The organism is Bacillus sonorensis NBRC 101234 = KCTC 13918 (genome assembly GCF_001592005.1).
Classification (GTDB): Bacteria; Bacillota; Bacilli; order Bacillales; family Bacillaceae; genus Bacillus; species Bacillus sonorensis.
Map to the genome: position 1 here is coordinate 14,425 of NZ_BCVZ01000029.1, position 18,918 is coordinate 33,342.

At 47.4% G+C, this 18,918-nt stretch carries 17 protein-coding genes; 14 read left to right on the plus strand and 3 right to left on the minus strand.

Annotated features, from left to right (window positions below; genetic code table 11):
- Positions 1 to 12 precede the first annotated feature (12 nt).
- The 6 genes from rlmD (at position 13) to BTR1S_RS20245 (ending at position 6,835) form a co-directional block, all read left to right on the plus strand.
- A complete protein-coding gene (rlmD, locus tag BTR1S_RS20220) occupies positions 13 to 1,404 on the plus strand; it encodes a 23S rRNA (uracil(1939)-C(5))-methyltransferase RlmD (RefSeq protein ID WP_006639902.1) in 1,392 nt (463 codons plus the stop codon).
- Between the two features lie 52 nt (positions 1,405 to 1,456).
- The gene (locus tag BTR1S_RS20225; RefSeq protein WP_006639901.1) at positions 1,457 to 1,918 is read left to right on the plus strand and encodes a DUF6884 domain-containing protein; all 462 of its coding nucleotides are present in this window, start codon (positions 1,457 to 1,459) and stop codon (positions 1,916 to 1,918) included.
- A gap of 493 nt (positions 1,919 to 2,411) precedes the next feature.
- The gene (locus tag BTR1S_RS20230; protein WP_029419819.1) at positions 2,412 to 2,723 is read left to right on the plus strand and encodes a YckD family protein; all 312 of its coding nucleotides are present in this window, start codon (positions 2,412 to 2,414) and stop codon (positions 2,721 to 2,723) included.
- Between the two features lie 114 nt (positions 2,724 to 2,837).
- Positions 2,838 to 4,043, plus strand: coding sequence for an MFS transporter (locus BTR1S_RS20235; protein WP_029419820.1), 1,206 nt, complete (start codon positions 2,838 to 2,840; stop codon positions 4,041 to 4,043).
- A 524-nt stretch (positions 4,044 to 4,567) separates the two neighbouring features.
- The gene (locus BTR1S_RS20240) at positions 4,568 to 5,950 is read left to right on the plus strand and encodes a sucrose-specific PTS transporter subunit IIBC (RefSeq protein WP_029419821.1); all 1,383 of its coding nucleotides are present in this window, start codon (positions 4,568 to 4,570) and stop codon (positions 5,948 to 5,950) included.
- 42 nt (positions 5,951 to 5,992) lie between these two features.
- On the plus strand, positions 5,993 to 6,835 hold the full coding sequence (locus BTR1S_RS20245) for a PRD domain-containing protein (protein WP_029419822.1): 843 nt from the start codon (positions 5,993 to 5,995) through the stop codon (positions 6,833 to 6,835).
- Between the two features lie 37 nt (positions 6,836 to 6,872).
- On the opposite strand, the gene BTR1S_RS20250 is transcribed toward BTR1S_RS20245, so the two are convergent.
- Complete coding sequence (locus BTR1S_RS20250; protein ID WP_006639896.1) at positions 6,873 to 7,424, minus strand: DJ-1 family glyoxalase III; 552 nt, start codon at positions 7,422 to 7,424, stop codon at positions 6,873 to 6,875.
- Positions 7,425 to 7,629: 205 nt separating this feature from the next.
- On the opposite strand from BTR1S_RS20250, the gene BTR1S_RS20255 reads away from it, so the two are divergent.
- From BTR1S_RS20255 to BTR1S_RS20275, 5 genes are all read left to right on the plus strand, one after another.
- A complete protein-coding gene (locus BTR1S_RS20255; RefSeq protein WP_006639895.1) occupies positions 7,630 to 8,604 on the plus strand; it encodes a thiamine pyrophosphate-dependent dehydrogenase E1 component subunit alpha in 975 nt (324 codons plus the stop codon).
- Positions 8,605 to 8,627: 23 nt separating this feature from the next.
- Entirely contained in the window at positions 8,628 to 9,650 is a 1,023-nt protein-coding gene (locus BTR1S_RS20260) for an alpha-ketoacid dehydrogenase subunit beta (RefSeq protein WP_006639894.1), read from the plus strand.
- 23 nt (positions 9,651 to 9,673) lie between these two features.
- Positions 9,674 to 10,792, plus strand: a complete 1,119-nt coding sequence (locus BTR1S_RS20265) for a dihydrolipoamide acetyltransferase family protein (protein WP_006639893.1) — start codon at positions 9,674 to 9,676, stop codon at positions 10,790 to 10,792.
- Positions 10,793 to 10,809: 17 nt separating this feature from the next.
- Positions 10,810 to 12,186, plus strand: coding sequence for a dihydrolipoyl dehydrogenase (lpdA, locus tag BTR1S_RS20270; RefSeq protein WP_006639892.1), 1,377 nt, complete (start codon positions 10,810 to 10,812; stop codon positions 12,184 to 12,186).
- A 111-nt stretch (positions 12,187 to 12,297) separates the two neighbouring features.
- On the plus strand, positions 12,298 to 14,151 hold the full coding sequence (locus BTR1S_RS20275) for a sigma-54-dependent Fis family transcriptional regulator (RefSeq protein ID WP_029419824.1): 1,854 nt from the start codon (positions 12,298 to 12,300) through the stop codon (positions 14,149 to 14,151).
- 1 nt (position 14,152) lies between these two features.
- Here the strand turns inward: BTR1S_RS20275 and BTR1S_RS20280 are convergent, their stop codons facing one another.
- Positions 14,153 to 14,479, minus strand: a complete 327-nt coding sequence (locus tag BTR1S_RS20280) for a YnfA family protein (protein WP_006639890.1) — start codon at positions 14,477 to 14,479, stop codon at positions 14,153 to 14,155.
- 190 nt (positions 14,480 to 14,669) lie between these two features.
- Here BTR1S_RS20280 and glvA point away from each other — a divergent pair, with 190 nt between their 5' ends.
- The 3 genes from glvA to BTR1S_RS20295 all read left to right on the plus strand — a co-directional run bounded on the left by glvA (position 14,670) and on the right by BTR1S_RS20295 (position 18,531).
- Positions 14,670 to 16,019 carry a maltose-6'-phosphate glucosidase gene (gene glvA, locus BTR1S_RS20285; protein ID WP_029419825.1) on the plus strand — a complete coding sequence of 450 codons (1,350 nt, stop codon included), beginning with the start codon at positions 14,670 to 14,672 and terminating at the stop codon, positions 16,017 to 16,019.
- A gap of 113 nt (positions 16,020 to 16,132) precedes the next feature.
- The gene (locus tag BTR1S_RS20290; RefSeq protein WP_006639888.1) at positions 16,133 to 16,915 is read left to right on the plus strand and encodes a MurR/RpiR family transcriptional regulator; all 783 of its coding nucleotides are present in this window, start codon (positions 16,133 to 16,135) and stop codon (positions 16,913 to 16,915) included.
- A gap of 23 nt (positions 16,916 to 16,938) precedes the next feature.
- On the plus strand, positions 16,939 to 18,531 hold the full coding sequence (locus BTR1S_RS20295) for an alpha-glucoside-specific PTS transporter subunit IIBC (protein WP_006639887.1): 1,593 nt from the start codon (positions 16,939 to 16,941) through the stop codon (positions 18,529 to 18,531).
- Positions 18,532 to 18,615: 84 nt separating this feature from the next.
- Here the strand turns inward: BTR1S_RS20295 and BTR1S_RS22970 are convergent.
- The coding region (locus BTR1S_RS22970) for a hypothetical protein (protein ID WP_218016465.1) at positions 18,616 to 18,918 on the minus strand (303 nt) is incomplete at its 5' end.

The window sequence follows — 18,918 nt, forward strand, 5'->3', positions numbered from 1 at the left end:
GAGAGAACATGATTGAAACGAGAAAGCAAAGGATCATCAGCAGAATTAAAAGTCGGGCAGCAATTTCCGCTGACGATCAAACGCCTCGGCATCAACGGCGAAGGCGTGGGCTATTTTAAGAAAAAGGTCGTATTCGTCCCCGGCGCCCTGCCTGGCGAGGAAGTCGTCGTCGAGGCGACAAAGGTTCATCCGAAATTTTCCGAAGGCCGGGTCAAAAAAGTGCGCAAACGCTCGGAACACCGCGTCAAACCGCCCTGCATCATCTATGAACAGTGCGGGGGCTGCCAGCTTCAGCACTTGGCGTATGACCAGCAGTTGAAGGAAAAGCGGGATATCGTCATCCAGTCGCTTGAACGCCACACCCGCTTTGACATCGGCAAAATGGAGATCAGACCGACAATCGGGATGGACAATCCGTGGCATTATCGGAATAAGAGTTCATTTCAGCTCGGGCGGACGAAAAACGGAAAAATGGTTGCCGGCTTGTTCGGTCTTGACTCGCACCGCCTCGTTCCGATTACCGAGTGCATCGTCCAGCACCCGGCCACCAATAAAACGACGCAGACCGTCAAGCAGATTCTCGAAGACTTCGGCATCTCGGTCTATGATGAACGGAAAAGGACCGGCGACGTCCGGACGATCGTCACAAGAGTCGGCTTTGAAACGGGAGAAGTGCAGGTTGTGCTTGTCACGGCAAAAAACGAACTCCCCCGCAAAGAGCTGATCACAGAAGAAATCAAAAAGCGCCTCCCAGAGGTGACATCCGTCGTCCAAAATGTCAATAAAGCGAAAACATCCGTCATCTTCGGCGAGGATACAAGGCTGCTGGCTGGCAACATGGTCATCCAGGAATTTCTCGGAGACGTTTCATTTGAGCTGAGCGCCCGCGCTTTTTTTCAGCTTAATCCGGTTCAGACCGTCAAGCTTTATGATGAAGTCAAAAAAGCCGCCAAACTGACGGGCACTGAAAAAGTCGTCGACGCCTACTGCGGAGTCGGCACGATCGGGATGTGGATCGCTGACGGCGCAGGAGAAATCCGCGGGATGGACGTGATTAAAGAATCGATCGAAGATGCCAACAAAAATGCCAAAAAACACGGCATCGAAAACGCCCAATATGTCACAGGCACTGCCGAACACTGGCTGCCAAAATGGACGAAAGAAGGCTTCCGGCCGGACGTCGTCATCGTCGACCCGCCGAGAACAGGCTGCGACCGGACGTTCCTTGACACGATCAGAAAAGTCAAGCCGAAGCGGTTCGTATACGTATCATGCAATCCATCGACGCTTGCGAAGGATTTGCAGTACATGGCAAAGGATTATAAAGTCGAATATATTCAGCCTGTTGATATGTTTCCGCAGACAGCGCATGTCGAATCGGTCGTATCGCTTAAACTGAAATAAAAAAACGCCTTTTTGAAGGCGTTTTTTAGCTTATTCCAAGGAGGAACCAATGATGAAAAGACTCTGCCTCATCCCCTGCGGCAAGAAAAAAATCTGGGATATCCAACCGGAAAGAGGCCCGTCTGCCGCACGAGACGTCTATCTCAGCCCGTTCCATCAAGCCTGCCGCAATTATGCGCAGACCTTTTTTGCGGATTGGGTGATCCTCTCCGCCAAACACGGTTTTCTCATGCCGGATGATATCGTACCGGAGAACTATGATGTCACCTTTGGGATGCACCATCCGGAGATGATGGCGTTTGACGAGCTGAAAGCCCAAGCCGAACAAAAAAGTCTTATGCAATATGACGAAATCGTCATGCTCGGCGGAAAAAAGTACCGTCCCGTTCTGAGAAGCGTGTTTGGCGATGGCCGGCGGATCATCTATCCATTGGAAGGGTACAGGGGAATCGGCTATATGCTTCAGGCGCTGAAGCAGGCTGCCGCTGCCGGAAGGGAACTTGAGACAAAATGAATGATTCATTTTGTCTCTTTTTTTGGAAAAATTTCTGTAGCGCGGCACTGACGGTGTAAAGCCTGAGCAAGAAGCATGATGAAATTTAAGGAAGTTTATAAGAATATTCAGCTTCCCGTCTATGTTTTTATGTCAAAACTGTTGAAAGATATGACCATGAATACGAGCATCAACGCCAATATGTTCGAAGACATCAAAGGATACAGGTTATGTAAAATACAGCACCTCTTTTGAAAAAAACACCGAGACCAATCTGAAAGATGTTGAAGAAGAGAATCAATAAATATCGGTTATTGATTCGGGAGTTTGCAAAAGCGGATGTGTTTATTACCTGTAGAGGGATAAAGACCAGCCGATAACGCTCGACCACAAAGTCATCAATGAAAACCGCTATTTTCATCATAGCGGTTTTTGTTTTTAGCGAAAGGCGCGCATAATCTGCATCAAATAGAAAAAAATAGAATGAATACATATGAAGGAAGGGTGTTGCGTTATGCGTAAATTAGGAGTCTGCCTGCTCATGATCATGCCGCTGTTTTTCGCTGTTTCACTTTCTGCGGCGCATGGAGAGACACGCGTTTATGACAATCTGACTGAGGAGCAAAAACAGAAACTGGCATCAATGCAAAAGGATATTATGGAAAAGAAAAAACAGCTCATTAACAAGTATGTGGAGTACGGGATTATCGATCAAGAGAGAGGGAAAGAAATCAAATCCCATATCGAAAGGCGCTATGAAAACAATAAAAAGAACGGGTTCATGCCGAAATGGGATCATCATAAAGAAAAGTTTCATCAACATTAACAACGGCTCCATTATATGTGGCAGCCGCAAATTCCTCGTGACAAATGTGTAAAGACAGGTGTAAACTTATACTCATGTAAAACTGCTAAGACAAAAGAGGTGTTGTGAGTGAGTATGAAGAAGAACCATCCGGTTTCAGAGCGGAAGCTGCTCGGCATCGCCGGGCTCGGCTGGCTTTTTGATGCGATGGACGTCGGCATATTGTCGTTTATTATCACCGCTTTACACGTGGAATGGAAATTGACGCCGGAGGAGATGAGCTGGATTGGCAGCATCAACTCGATCGGCATGGCTGTCGGGGCTTTTTTATTCGGCCTTATGGCTGATCGCGTCGGGCGGAAATATGTTTTTATCATCACCCTGCTATTTTTCTCGGTCGGCAGCGGTTTATCCGCTTTGACAACGACATTAACAGCCTTTTTGATTTTGCGCTTTTTTGTCGGGATGGGATTGGGCGGAGAGCTGCCGGTCGCATCCACGCTTGTATCGGAAACCGTTCCGCCGGAGCGGAGGGGAAGAGTCGTTGTTTTGCTTGAAAGCTTCTGGGCATTTGGCTGGTTAGCCGCAGCACTTATTTCGTATTTTATCATTCCAAATTACGGCTGGCAGATCGCCTTGCTCATTACTGCGCTTCCGGCGTTTTACGCACTGTATTTGCGCCTGGCCCTGCCGGACTCGCCAAAATATGAAACGCTTGATCAAAAACGGAAACCGTCTATGTTCGATAATATAAAAAACGTCTGGTCCGGCCGGTTCGCCCGTCCAACGGCGATGCTGTGGATCGTCTGGTTTTGCGTTGTTTTTTCCTATTACGGCATGTTTTTATGGCTTCCAAGCGTAATGGTCATGAAAGGGTTCAGCATGATTAAAAGCTTTGAATACGTCCTGATCATGACGCTTGCCCAGCTGCCCGGCTATTTCACGGCCGCCTGGCTGATCGAAAAAGCCGGGAGGAAAATGGTGCTGATTGTCTATCTGCTTGGCACCGCCGTCAGCGCCTACTTTTTCGGAACGGCTGAGTCGCTTGCTCTCCTGCTTGCGGCAGGCATGTTTTTATCATTTTTCAATCTTGGCGCATGGGGAGCGCTTTACGCCTATACACCGGAGCAGTACCCGACGGAGATCAGGGGCACCGGTGCGGGAATGGCGGCGGCGTTCGGCCGTATCGGCGGAATTTTTGGGCCGCTTCTTGTCGGCTCTCTCGTCAGTCAGGGAACATCGCTGTCAATCATTTTCCTCATTTTTTGCCTGGCGGTTTTAGCAGCTGTTGCAGCCGTTTTCTTTTTAGGAGCGGAAACAAAGCAAAAAGAACTTAGCTAATGGCAAATGATCCGGACACTTGTTCAATTTCCAATTCCCCTGGCTTTATCCAGCAGGGAAATTGGAAAAACGTCTTTAACGGACGGCGGCAGTGTATGTAAGGTTGTGAAAACGGGCGTAAGAAGTTAGCGCCATCATGATGAAAGAGAAGGAAAAGCAGGCCTTCTCTTTTTTGTTTGAAAAGTCTTAAAACATATGGGTTAATTGTACTATTGATGTCATTGGCTGAACAGAATAGAATCGTATTAAGAAACGAATAGCGGCAGGATTGTTACTGGTAAAGCAGGCAAGACCTAAAATGTGCTAAAGGACCCCCATGCCCTTAGTGTGCTTTTTTGCGCCTATCGGCCGGCTTCTTTCGCATATTTTTAGGTCTTTTTTTGTTTCGGAAAGGGTATTACGGTCTATTGACCTTGTTAACCAATGTGCTTCAAAGAGGCTTTGAAACGAAATGACACATTTTTCATTTTGATTGGAAGCGGCTCATTTGATAGGATAGAAAAATTGAAGGAGGGTATGCCGCTGTGCAGCATGAAGAAATAGCAAGAAAACTTTTGTCTCACATTGGAGGCAGCGAAAATGTCATGAACATCAGCCATTGTACGACAAGACTGCGCTTCAATGTCAGGGATGAAGCGAAAATAGATATTGCTGCCATTGAAAAGATGGAGTCTGTACAGGGGACTTTTTTCAGATATGGTTTATTTCAAATCATTTTCGGGGCGGGCGTCGTTCACAAAATTTATAAAGAAATGCTTCATTTATGCGCTTCCGCCCCTTTGGAAGAAGGAATGCAGCCCGAATCTCAATCTGCGATGAATTATTTTACGAGATTTGCAAAAACATTGTCTGATATTTTTGTTCCGATCATTCCGGCAATGGTCGCAAGCGGGCTGCTCATGGGGCTTATCGGGGTGCTCAAGGAATTCAGCGGGGGCGCCATCAACGGACCTGTCATGAAAATGCTCGATATGTTTTCAAGCTCAGCGTTTATTATTTTGCCTGTGCTGCTCGGATTCAGCGCGGCTAAACAATTTGGGGCAAACCCGTTTTTAGGGGCTGTCATCGGCGGGATTCTCACTCATCCGGATTTGCTCGATCCGTCATTGCTTGGCAGCAAAACGCCGTCAACAATAGATGTTTTCGGGTTTCAGGTGCCATTAATCGGGTATCAGGGGACGGTCATTCCGATTCTGTTGTCCGTCTATATCATGAGCAAAATTGAGAAGGTGCTGAAAAAAGTCGTTCCCAGTTCTTTGGATTTGCTCGTCATTCCATTTATTACTGTGATGATTACCGGTTTTGCCGCAATTTTTATGATGGGTCCTGTTTCTCTGTTCATCGGCCATTTGATGAGCGAAAGCCTCGGCTTTGTTTACCAATATGCGGGTGCAGCAGCCGGATTTTTATTTGGCGGGCTTTACTCATTGATCGTGTTGTCGGGCCTGCATCACAGCTTTTATGTGATTGAAGCGTCTCTCTTGGCAGATCCGGAATACGGCGTCAATTTTTTGCTGCCGATTTGGTCGATGGCCAACGTTGCCCAGGGCGGCGCGGGGTTGGCCGTATTTTTAAAAACGAAAAATGCAAATGTAAAAAAGATTGCAATTCCCGCTTCGCTCACCGCCTTTCTGGGGATCGTCGAACCCGTCATGTTCGGCGTCAACCTGAAACGACTAAATCCCTTTATCGGAGCATCGATCGGCGGCGCGCTTGGCGGTGCATATGTGACCTTCATGAATGTCGCAGCCAATTCGTACGGGCTGAGCGGCATTCCAATGATTTCGATCATTCTGCCGCTTGGGACCGCCAATTTGATTCATTACCTGATCGGTTTTGCAATTGCGGTGGTTTCTGCGTTTATTGCAACGCTGTGTCTTGGCTTGAAAGAGGAAAAAGAAGAGTAATTCCGTTTTCATTCATCAAAACAGGATGAAAGGAAGGCAGCTATGAAAATCAAGAAAATTCTAAATAATAACGCGCTGGTCGTGAAAGACCATGATGAAGAAAAAATTGTTTTAGGTTCCGGCATCGCATTTCAGAAAAAGAAAAATGATATTGTTGACAGGTCAAAGATCGAAAAAATATTTGTCATGAAGGATTCAACAGAGTACCGTCAATTTGAGAAAATTTTAAAAACGCTTCCGGAAGATCATATTCAGCTTGCCGAGGAGATCATCTCTCATGCGGAAAAAGAGCTGGGAATTAAAATCAACGAGCGGATCCATGTGGCTTTTTCAGACCATCTGTCTTTTGCAATCGAACGTCTCAGCAAAGGAATGGTCATTAAAAATCCGCTGCTTGATGAAGTCAAAGTCCTTTATACAAAAGAGTTTCAAATCGGCCGCTGGGCAAAAGCGCTGATCAAAGAGAGGCTCCATATCGACATTCCCGAGGATGAAGTTGCAAATATCGCTTTACATATTCATACCGCCAAAACAAACGCCGGGGATATGACAAAAACGCTCGATCTCACGACGATGATCAGGGATATCATCGCCATCATTGAGAACAGGCTGAACATTACGATCAAAGACGAAACGATTTCATATGAGAGGCTTGTGACTCATCTCCGCTTTGCGATTCAGCATATAGAAGCGGGGGAAACCTTTTATGAATTGGATGCGGATATGATAGAGCTGATTAAAAAGAAATTCAGGCAAGCCTTTTTGTGCGCGCGGGAAATCGGAGAATTCGTCAAGAAAGAGTATGGGTTTGATTTCCCGGAAAAAGAATTATGCTACATTTCCATGCATATCCAAAGATTTTATCAGCGTTCAGCGCTTGTTTAGCAAATAGAAAAGACACCGGCGGAAAAGCCGGTGTTTTTTAATAGACAAGCATTCCTTTGGCGACTTCATCGGCTTTTTCCTTGCCGTTTAATAATTCGGCCAGCTGTAAGGCAAACGGAATCGTCGTCGCAGGGCCGCGGGACGTAATGATACGACCGTCTGTCACGACATTTTCATCTGTGATGATATCCGCTCCAGTCAGTTCTTTCTCAACGCCTGGATAGCAGGTCGCTTTCTTGCCGTTGACAAGCCCTGCTTTCCCGAGCGTCATCGTGGCGGCGCAAATTGCGGCAATGTATGTGCCGGCCGCCGCGGCTTCTTTTAATGTCTCATGCAAGCCGGCATGCTCAAGCATTTTTTTGCTTCCCACGTTCCCTCCGGGCAGAATCAGCATGTCCGCTTCTTGAAAATCAGTGTCTTCATACATTTGGTCAGCTTCAATGACGATGCCGTGTCCGCCTTTAACCCTGAGGGCCGGATCAAGGGAGATGGTAACGGTATCCACCTCAGCCCTCCGTAAGATATCAATCGTTGCAATGGCTTCGATTTCTTCAAATCCGTCAATTAAAAAAACGAACGCTTTTTTCATAACATCGACCTCCTCATCCCCCATTCTAACGGTGAAAAAGATTTTCTGGCAAATCATTCGTAGACAAAACGAGACACGCGTCTCATTTTGTCTCTATTTTTGACGCGCTGTCCAGATTGATCAGCCGCCAGATCAGCTGTTTAACGTTGGCACGATTTTTGCTTAATAAAAAGCGAGATGAAAAAAGATGAGGAGGTTTTGTGAAATGGAAGCAGTATTGACGAAGGAAAAAGCAGTATGGATGTACAAAAAGATGCTTGAAATCCGCCAATTTGAAGACAAGGTGCATGAACTGTTCGCCCAGGGGATTTTGCCGGGATTCGTCCACCTTTATGCGGGGGAGGAAGCGGTTGCGGTCGGGGTCTGCGCCCATTTGAACGATAAAGACAGCATTACCAGCACACATCGCGGTCATGGACATTGCATCGCCAAAGGGTGTGACCTCAAAGGAATGATGGCCGAGATCTACGGCAAAGCCACAGGTCTTTGTAAAGGCAAGGGAGGCTCGATGCACATCGCCGATTTTGATAAAGGAATGCTCGGAGCAAACGGGATTGTCGGCGGCGGTTTTCCATTGGCCTGCGGGTCGGCTCTTACAGCGAAATATAAAAAGACAAAAAATGTAAGCGTTTGCTTTTTTGGCGACGGCGCAAATAACCAGGGGACTTTTCACGAAGGAATCAATCTCGCGGCCATCTGGAAGCTGCCTGTCATATTCATTGCCGAAAATAACGGTTATGGAGAAGCGACGCCGTTTTCCTATGCATCGAGCTGCAAATCGATCGCAGACCGTGCGGCAGGCTACGGGATACCGGGAATACAAGTGGATGGAAAAGACGTGATGGCCGTCTATCAGGCCGCGGAAGAAGCTGTGAAACGGGCGAAAAACGGCGAAGGGCCGACTTTAATCGAGTGCATGACATACCGGAATTACGGCCATTTTGAGGGCGATGCCCAGCGCTACAAAACAAATGAAGAAAAAATCGAGCATCAAGAGGAAAAAGACGCGATCTCCGCTTTCAGGGCCGAATTGCTGACAAAGCAAATGCTGACCGAGGCGGAGCTGGTCCAGATTGAGGCAGCTGTCACTGAAGAGATCAACGAAGCGGTTGAATTCAGCGAAAAAAGCCCTTATCCGGATCAAGCGGAATTACTGACAGACGTGTATGTGTCCTATTAATTCATCAAAAGGGGGAAGAAGAAATGGCAAGAGAATTAAGCATGTCCAGTGCGCTGAACGAAGCGATCAAACTGGCGATGAGAAAAGACGATGATGTCATTTTAATGGGCGAAGACGTTGCAGGGGGTGCGAATGTCGATCATCTCCAGGATGATGAAGCATGGGGCGGTGTGCTTGGCGTGACAAAGGGGCTTGTTCAGGAATTCGGCCGCGAACGGGTGCTTGATACCCCGATCAGTGAAGCTGGATATGTCGGCGCCGCCATGGCTGCCGCTTCAACGGGCCTTAGGCCGATCGCCGAATTGATGTTTAATGACTTTATCGGAAGCTGCTTGGATCAAGTGCTGAACCAGGGGGCGAAATTCCGCTATATGTTCGGGGGAAAAGCGGAAGTTCCGATCACGATCAGAACGACGCATGGGGCGGGCTTCAGAGCGGCTGCCCAGCATTCGCAAAGTTTGTATGCCCTTTTTACAAGCATTCCGGGCCTGAAAGTGATTGTGCCTTCATCTCCTTATGATGCCAAGGGCTTGCTGCTGGCGGCGATTGAAGATCAAGATCCCGTTATCTTTTTTGAAGACAAAACATTGTACAACATGAAAGGAGATGTCCCGGAAGGTTATTACACACTGCCGATCGGCAAAGCGGATGTGAAGCGGGAAGGCTCTGACGTGACGATTTTCGCCGTCGGGAAACAAGTCAACACGGCTCTAAAAGCGGCAGAGCAGCTTGCGGCCAGGGGAATCGAAGCGGAGGTCCTTGATCCGAGAAGCTTGTCGCCGCTTGATGAGGAGACGATTTTGGCTTCAGTAGAAAAAACAAACCGCCTCATCATCATTGATGAAGCAAATCCGCGATGCGGCATTGCAGCCGATATCGCCGCTTTAGTTGCCGATAAAGGCTTTGATTTACTTGATGCACCAATCAAAAAGGTGACGGCGCCGCATACGCCCGTTCCATTTTCGCCTCCGCTTGAAGATATCTACCTGCCGACACCGGAAAAGGTGGTCAGCACCGTTTTAGAGCTTGTAGGACAGCATGTTTAACGATCAGAAAGGAGAGAGATAACATGGCCGTCGAAGTCGTCATGCCAAAACTCGGAATGTCAATGAAAGAAGGAACGGTTTCCGTCTGGAATAAAAAAGTCGGGGAAGCCGTTGAAAAAGGTGAAAGCATTGCAAGCATCAACTCTGAAAAAATTGAAATGGAAATCGAGGCCCCGGCAAAAGGAACCGTTTTGGACATAAAAGTGCCTGAAGGAGAAGGCGTACCGCCGGGAACCGTCATCTGCTACATCGGCGATTCAAGCGAACAGACCCCAAAAGAGCAAAAACCGAAACCGGCGGAAGAACGCCTTAAAATTTCACCGGCGGCCCGTAAGATCGCAGAAGGCGCAAATGTTGACGTGCATGCGATCCAAGGGACGGGGCCGGGCGGAAGAATTACGAAAGCAGATGTTTTGAAGGTGCTCGCTGATGAGCCGAAAAAACAAACAAATACTGGCGAACATCAGCCTGCCGGGATGATGCGGAAAACGATCGCCCGAAGGATGGCAGAAAGCCTGAAAAACAGCGCACAGCTGACCATCACGATGAAGGCGGACGTGACAAAGCTGACGGCTTTGCAGCGTCAACTTAATGAAACAGCCAAAACAAAATATGATACGAAGCTGACGATGACTGATTTTGCCGCCAGGGCAGCAACGCTTTCATTGCAAGATCACCCTGAGATGAACAGCGCTTACCAAGACGGCAGCCTGACCGCTTTTGAACATGTTCATTTAGGAATAGCCGCCGCTTTGGACGGCGGGTTGGCGGTTCCCGTCATTCGCCATGCTGAACGGCTGCCATTGATCGAGCTGGCCAAAAAAATTAAATGGTACGGAAAAAAAGCGCGGGACGGCCGGTTGCTTCCTGATGAAATAGAAGGATCAACCTTTACGATCACAAATCTGGGTGCATACGGTGTGGAGCATTTTACCCCGATTTTGAATCCTCCGGAGGCGGGGATTCTAGGAATTGGCCGGATGTATGAAGCGCCGGTTTATCAAGAAGGTGAATTGTGTAAAAGCGCCATTCTCCCGCTGAGCCTGACATTTGATCATCAGGCGCTTGACGGGGCGCCGGCCGCGGCATTTTTGTCAACCGTAAAACAGTATTTGGAGGATCCGGCATCGCTTATTTTGTAGGAAGAAGGTGAGAAAACATGACACTTGCCATTATCGGAGGAGGCCCCGGCGGATATGTGGCGGCGATCACCGCCGCCCGCCTCGGCAGGAATGTGGTATTGATTGAGCATGGACCATTAGGGGGAACGTGTCTGAATGAAGGCTGCATTCCGACAAAAGCGCTGCTCGAAAGCGCGGATTTGTTTGAAAAAATCAAGTCGGCGAATGAATTTGGCATTGAATTTTCGCAAGGAAGTCCGGTCATTCAATGGCAGGCCGTGCAAAATCGGAAAACGGCAATCATCCGCCAGCTTTCAGACGGCATTAAATATTTAATGAATAAAAACAAGATCAAAATTTTGAATGGAAAAGCATCCTTTCTCTCCGGCCATGACATTCTGGTAGAAGCTGATGGAAAGCAGGAGGTCATCAAGGCCGATCAAGCGATTATCGCATCAGGTTCGGAGCCTGTGGAGCTGCCGTTTGCTCCGTATGACGGAAAGTGGGTTATTCATAGCGGCGATGCCATGGCTCTTTCAGCTATACCTGATTCGATTTTGATCATTGGAGGAGGCATCATTGGCTGTGAATTCGCGAGCATTTTCAGCAGGATGGGCGCAAAGGTTGTCATCGTTGAAAAGGACGAACAGATTTTGCCTGGGGAAGATCCGGATATTGCTGCATTTTTGCACAGCAGGCTTGAGGAAGCAGGAGTGGATGTTTTGACATCAGTTGCCGTAGAACGGCTTGATTCCGCTTTAAAGAAAGCCTTCTTGAAAAATGGGGCTGAAGGGCTGGAAATCAGTGCTGATGTTTGCTTAGTCGCGATTGGCCGCAAGCCCAGATTGGCGGACTTGAATCTGGATCAAATCGGAGTGAAATATGACAAGAAAGGCATTCACGTCAATCAGCATATGCAGACGAACCTTTCGCATATCTACGCCTGCGGGGATGTCGCGGGAGGCGTCCAGCTTGCACATGCCGCCTTTCATGAGGGAACGGTCGCCGCTTCGCATGCTTCAGGCAAAGCTGTGTGTGTCAATGATCAGATTATCCCGCGCTGCATCTACACATCTCCTGAAATCGCCAGTGTCGGATTAAATGAAAAGACAGCAAGGGAGCGCTATGGCGATATTCGGATCGGAGAGTTTCCGTTTTCCGCAAATGGAAAGGCGCTCATCATAAATGAGCCGGTCGGCAAAGTGAAAATCATCGCTGAGCCGGAATACCACGAAATCGTAGGCGTGTCCATCATCGGACCGGGCGCCACCGAGCTGATCGGGCAGGCAGCGATGATGATGCATGCCGAGATGACGGCGGATACAATGGAGCATTTTATCGCCGCCCATCCGACTCTTTCAGAAACGATTCACGAAGCTGTGCTGCAGACAACAGGCCAGGCCGTCCATTCCTGATTTTGTCCTTAGGCAACTGCTCATAAGTTTTTTCGAAAGGGCTGAACACCATTATTGAAAGCGCTTTTATTATTCTCTATAATGAGAAAAAAGCCCTTAGGAGAGGATGGAATGAATCCGACGCCCTGCTATTTAAATACGTGGAAGCGCTTCGTTCAGGAGGGGCTGCTCGACCAGACCCGCCTGAACAAAAGAGTCATGGAATCATGGTACCGCTGCAAAAAAGCCAATGTGAATCCGTATTTAGATAAAGGACAGTCAATTTTAAAAAAGGATTTATTCAACGCTCAAAAAAAGAAGCATTCAGTATTTTTCAATGCCGCCCTTCCTTATTTAAAAAAAATCAGTCTTGAATTGGAAGAGTCGGAGATGATGGCTCTGCTCATTGATGCGGATGGCTATGTTTTAAGCTTGACGGGCAGTCAAAGAACACTCGAAGAGGCGAGGAAAATCAATTTTGTCGAAGGAGTACGCTGGACGGAAACGGAAGTCGGCACAAATGCAATCGGAACGGCGCTTGAAATCGGCGAAGCCGTCACGATTAACGGCTCTGAGCATTACGCCGTCGCTTCCCACCATTGGAGCTGTTCGGCCGCCCCGATCCGGGATGAGGGCGGAACGGTATTGGGAGTGGTCGACATTTCCTGTCTGACTGACAGGCGGCACCCTTTTATGCTGGGAATGGCCGCGACTGCCGCACATGCCATTGAACGCGAAATCAGCGTATACACAAAGAGAGAAGAAATGGAGCTTGTCAACCATTGTGTTGAGAAGATCGATTCTGATGAACCATTTGTCGTCTGCAATGAGAAAAAAGAGGTCGTTTCGGCGAGCAAGCCGGTTCGAGAGCGATTTTCCGATTGGCGCGGTATGAACGTCGATGATCTCCTTGAAAGGGGATTTCGCATCCGCCGGAAAGAGACGATTGTGTCTGATAAGAGCGGTGTGCAGATTGGGAGATCGATTTCATTGGAAGAAGTTCCGCGGGAATCATCCGGGATTTTTATCACCCGTTTCAGTTTTACAGGAGAAACAGGAACGAGCAAGGCGTTTCAAAAAGCGCTCAATGAAATGAAAATGGCGGCAAATACAGATGCCAATGTGTACATATGGGGGGAAACAGGCTCCGGAAAAGAATTGGCGGCAAGGGCGATCCATGAAGGGAGCTCCAGGAAAAACGGCCCTTTTATCGCCGTCAACTGCGGCGCCATTCCTGAGGGGTTAATGGAAAGCGAATTGTTCGGCTATGCAGAGGGCGCGTTTACCGGGGCAAAACGCCGCGGCTCAAAAGGGAAATTTGAGCAGGCTGATAAAGGAACGATTTTCTTAGATGAAATCGGTGAAATCCCTCATGCGATGCAAGTGGCGCTATTAAGGATCATCGAGGAGCGTAAGGTCACCCCAATAGGCGGGTCAGATGAAATTCCTTTGGATATCAGAATCATTTCCGCTACCCACCGCGATATGAACGAGCTTTTAAGAAAAGGGAAGATTCGCAAAGACTTGTACTACCGCCTCCATGTCTACCCCGTCCATATTCCGCCGTTGAGAGAACGAAAAGAAGATATACCCGATTTGTTCCACCATTACAAAATGAAGCATCAGTGGAATGCCGAATTTCCGGAAGAATTTTTCCGGCGGCTTCAAGACTATCATTGGCCTGGAAACATCCGCGAGCTTTTCAATGTTTTTGAACGATTAAGAGTGCTGTTTCCATTCGGCGGGATGATCGGCGCGCCGCAATTTGAACCGGTTCTGAGTGCGCTCGAGCTGCAAAGCGCTGCCCTGCCTGCCGGGGATGGCCGGCCAAGCGGCCGCGCGCCGCTGACATTCAGGGAGCATATTCAAAAACATGCCATCATGGATGCTTTGCAAAAAACAAAAGGCAATGTGACAAAGGCGGCAAAGCTGGCGGGTATCCCGAGAAGCACGTTCTACAAGCGGCTGCAAAAGTATAATTTATAGGCTACCCCCTTGGCGCCCAAAGCATGACACATACACCGGCTAAACAGATGACAGCCCCGACCCAGTCATAGAGGTCAGGGGTTTTTTTATCGACCCACCAGCCCCAAAGAACCGCAAGAATGATGAAAACACCGCCGTAAGCCGCATACACGCGTCCAAATGACGGGAACTTTTGCAAAGTCGGAATGATGCCGTAGGCGATTAAAATCAGACCGCCGGTCAGTCCGTACCAGAACGGTTTGGATTCCCTCAGCCACAGCCATATGAGATAGCCTCCGCCGATCTCAGCTACTCCCGCCAATAAAAATAAAACCAGTGTCATCAGCATAAACGAAACAACTCCAATTTCGATGTTCTACAGCCATTGTACATGATACGGAAGCCGGCATGGGAAATTTCCCGGATTTCGGGAAAATAAACAAAAGCTGATTATAGGAACTGTCTTCCCCGAACGTGTTGGATGTTGGTGTAAAGCGTGATATAAGTAACTTGTAAACGCTTATAAGGGGGCTGTAAAAATGAACAAAACGTATTCGATAGTCATAGCGGGCGGAGGAAGCACATTTACCCCGGGAATCGTTTTAATGCTGCTGGACAATCTTGATGATTTTCCAATCAGCCGGCTGAAACTTTACGATAATGACGAAGAACGCCAAAACAAAATTGCGGGCGCTTGTGAAGTGTTGATTAAAGAAAGAGCGCCTCATGTTGAATTTCTGGCTACGACCGATCCGGAAAAGGCGTTTTCTGAAGTCGATTTTGTAATGGCCCATATCAGAGTCGGAAAGTATGCGATGAGGGAACTCGACGAAAAAATCCCGCTTAAATACGGGGTTGTCGGTCAGGAGACATGCGGACCGGGCGGAATCGCCTACGGAATGAGATCGATTGGCGGCGTCCTTGAACTGATTGATTATATGGAGACCTATTCACCTGACGCATGGATGCTGAACTATTCCAATCCGGCTGCCATTGTTGCTGAGGCGACGAGAAGACTGCGCCCGACATCCAAAGTGTTGAATATATGTGATATGCCGATCGGCATCGAAGACAGGATGGCGCAAATCCTCGGTTTATCTTCCCGTAAGGAAATGACTGTCCGTTATTACGGGCTCAATCATTTTGGATGGTGGACATCGATCTGCGATAAGAACGGAAACGATCTGATGCCGGCGATTAAGGAGCATGTCCGCCAATTCGGCTATATTCCGAAACATGAACATGAACAGGCTGAAGCAAGCTGGAACGCCACCTTCAAAAAGGCGCGTGAAGTGTATGAGCTTGATCCGGACACGCTGCCGAACACATACCTGCAATATTATTTTTACCCGGATGATATGGTGAAAAAATCGAATCCGGAATTTACCCGGGCGAATGAAGTCATGGAGGGACGGGAGAAATTTATTTTCGGCGAATGCGAAAAAATCGTCAGAATGCAATCCTCTGCAGACAGCAAAATCAAAGTTGACGATCATGCTTCATATATCGTCGACCTGGCAAGGGCGCTCGCATATAATACCGGGGAGCGGATGCTGCTGATCGTCGAAAACAATGGGACAATCGAAAATTTCGATCCGTCCGCAATGGTGGAAGTGCCGTGCATCGTCGGCAAAAACGGTCCTGAGCCGATCACCGTCGGCAGGATTCCTCAATTTCAAAAAGGACTGATGGAACAGCAAGTATCTGTTGAAAAGCTTGTTGTCGAAGCCTGGATTGAAAAATCCTATCAAAAACTATGGCAGGCGCTGATTATGTCAAAAACCGTTCCAAACGCAAGAACGGCAAAGCTGATTTTGGATGATCTTATTGAAGTAAACAAAGATTATTGGCCGCCGTTAAGCGAGAAAGATCTTCAGCCGACTTTATAAATATTAAGTTTAAAAATATCAACCCTGACTTTCATCATTTCATTACTTGGCATACCCCCCATTTTTTCTCGTATTTTATATAATAAATATAGAGAAAAAATGGGGTGGACATGATGCAATTGGAAGAATTGATGAACAAACATTATAAAAAATTAAATGATAATGACTTTCATATTTTGAAATATATTTTGAACCATCAGGATACGTGCTACAAACTGGGCATAAATGAATTGGCTAAAAAGTGCAATGTTTCACGCACTTCAATTTTAAGGCTTTCTCAAAAGCTTGATTTCAGCGGATACAGCGAATTCCGGGTATTTTTAAAATGGGAGGCAGAGAAACGGGAAAAGGAGCGGGAAAACTGCCGTTCTTTTGAAGGGCTGATGAGAGATATGGAGGCCAGCATCAAATATTTGAAAAATACGGATATGCGGAATATGTGCAAGCTCATTGATGAAGCAGACCGCATTTTTGTGTACGGCTCCGGCACGGCCCAAACATCCTGCGCCTGTGAACTGCAGCGGATGTTTATTCCCCAGCACCGGTATTTGACTGTCATCAAAGATCAAATCGAGTTCGACATTATGATGTCTGATTTTAGCAGCAAGGACCTCATCATCATCATTTCGCTGTCCGGGGAAACCCCGTCGCTGATTCCGCAGGCGCAGACGCTCTCGGCAAAAGGAATTCCATTTATTTCGCTCACCAATTTAAAAAATAATTTGCTCGCTCAATTGACGCCTTACAATCTTTATGCGACAAGCGAGACAGTAACGGTTGCTCCGAATAAAGAACTGACGGCTTTTGCTCCTTTTTTTCTTGTCGGTGAAGCGCTGTTTCGGAGCTATATTGATTACGTTGAAGAAAAGAATCGAACCGGCCAAAATCATGTTTAACATAACAGAGGGGGGTTTTCATATTGATGCAAAAAGTGCAGCGGTTCGGAAGTGCCATGTTTGTACCGGTTTTGTTATTTGCTTTTGCAGGTATTGTTGTGGGTCTCAGCACTTTATTTAAAAATGAACAGCTCATGGGGGCGATTGCCCGGCCGGACACGTTTTGGTATCAATTCTGGTTTGTCATTGAGGAAGGAGGCTGGACCGTTTTTCGGCAAATGCCGCTGCTGTTCGCGGTTGGAATCCCGATCGCTCTGGCGAAAAAAGCACAGGCCCGCGCATGTTTGGAAGCGCTTACTACCTATTTGACTTTCAATTACTTTGTCAGCGCCATCCTGACCGTGTGGGGCGATTTTTTTGGTGTCGACATGACTCAGGAAGCCGGAGGTACTAGCGGGCTTGCAGAAATTGCGGGCATTAAAACGCTTGATACGAACATCATTGGAGCGATTTTAATTTCTTCAATTGTCGTTTATATCCACAATCGCTACTTTGATAAGAAGCTTCCCGATTTTTTGGGGATTTTTCAAGGGTCTTCATTTGTCGTCATCATTTCATTTGCCGTCATGCTGCCGGTTGCATTGGCAACAGCTTTTATCTGGCCGATGATTCAGAATGGAATCGCATCTTTGCAAAGCTTCCTGGTTGCATCGGGTGCACTCGGCGTATGGGTCTATACATTTTTGGAGCGGATCTTGATTCCGACGGGCCTGCATCATTTCATCTATACACCGTTTGTTTTCGGACCGGCCGTCGTTGAAGGCGGGATTGTCACCTACTGGGCCCAGCATCTGAGCGAATTCTCGGCAAGCTCCGAGCCGTTAAAAGAACTGTTTCCTCAAGGCGGATTTGCACTTCACGGAAACTCGAAGATCTTCGGAATCTTGGGAATAGCGCTGGCCATCTATGTGACTGCCAAAAAAGAAAAAAAGAAAATCGTTGCCGGACTGTTAATTCCGATTACCTTGACGGCCATCGTAGCGGGTATCACAGAGCCGATAGAGTTTACCTTTTTATTCATTTCGCCTTTGCTGTTTTGTGTTCACAGTCTGTTAGCGGCCACGATGGCGACGCTCATGTATGCTTCAGGAGTGGTCGGAAATATGGGCGGAGGTCTGATCGAGATCATGACGCTCAACTGGATTCCTCTTTTTCATCAGCACAGCGGCACTTATATTTTTCAAATTTTGATCGGGCTGTCCTTCACTGCTATTTACTTCTTCGTTTTCAGATTTTTGATTGTAAAATTGGATATTGCCACACCGGGACGTGAAAAAGACCAGCAGCAGGAAACAAAGTTTTATTCCAAACAAGATTACAAGGCAAAAAAGCATTCCGCAAAAGAGGTGTCGGCCAGCAAGGAAGATAGCGTGGATCAGGAACAGGCGGTCCTTTGCATTGAGGCGCTCGGCGGAAAAGAAAACATAGCTGAAGTGACAAACTGTGCAACAAGGCTGAGGGTCAGCGTATATGACGAGTCGAAAGTCGAACCAGACAGCGTATTTAAGTCGTTTGGCGCTCACGGTGTCGTCAGGAACGGCAAAGCGCTGCAGATCATTATAGGCCTGTCGGTTCCCCAGGTTCGCGAAAGGGTGGAAAAGCTGCTGAAAGATTGATAGTGCAGATTAAAAAATATTGCTGCCTTTTGCAATATAGAACGTCCGTAAACAGCTTGGATAAAAGGCAGCTTCTTTTAGATGTTAAGCCTCAAATTTCAGCTTTTCTATATCTCGTTTATTCGCCGCCAATTCTTTAGTCAATTCGGTCAAATTGTGATCAAAAAAGGCGGTTCTTTTAAAAAGTTCTTTGAATTTTTCTCCTGTTTTGATTTTGAATGAGATCAGTTCGGCGTGGGTCTTTTCCTGAGCCTCTTTAATCGCTTGAAACATTGAAAAAATCTCATTTTTAAAAGAATTGAAATGTTCTTGATGTGACAAGGTTTCAGCTTTAAAAGAGTTGAATTCTTGTTTAAATGAAGATAAATCTTGTTTAAGGCCGCTAAC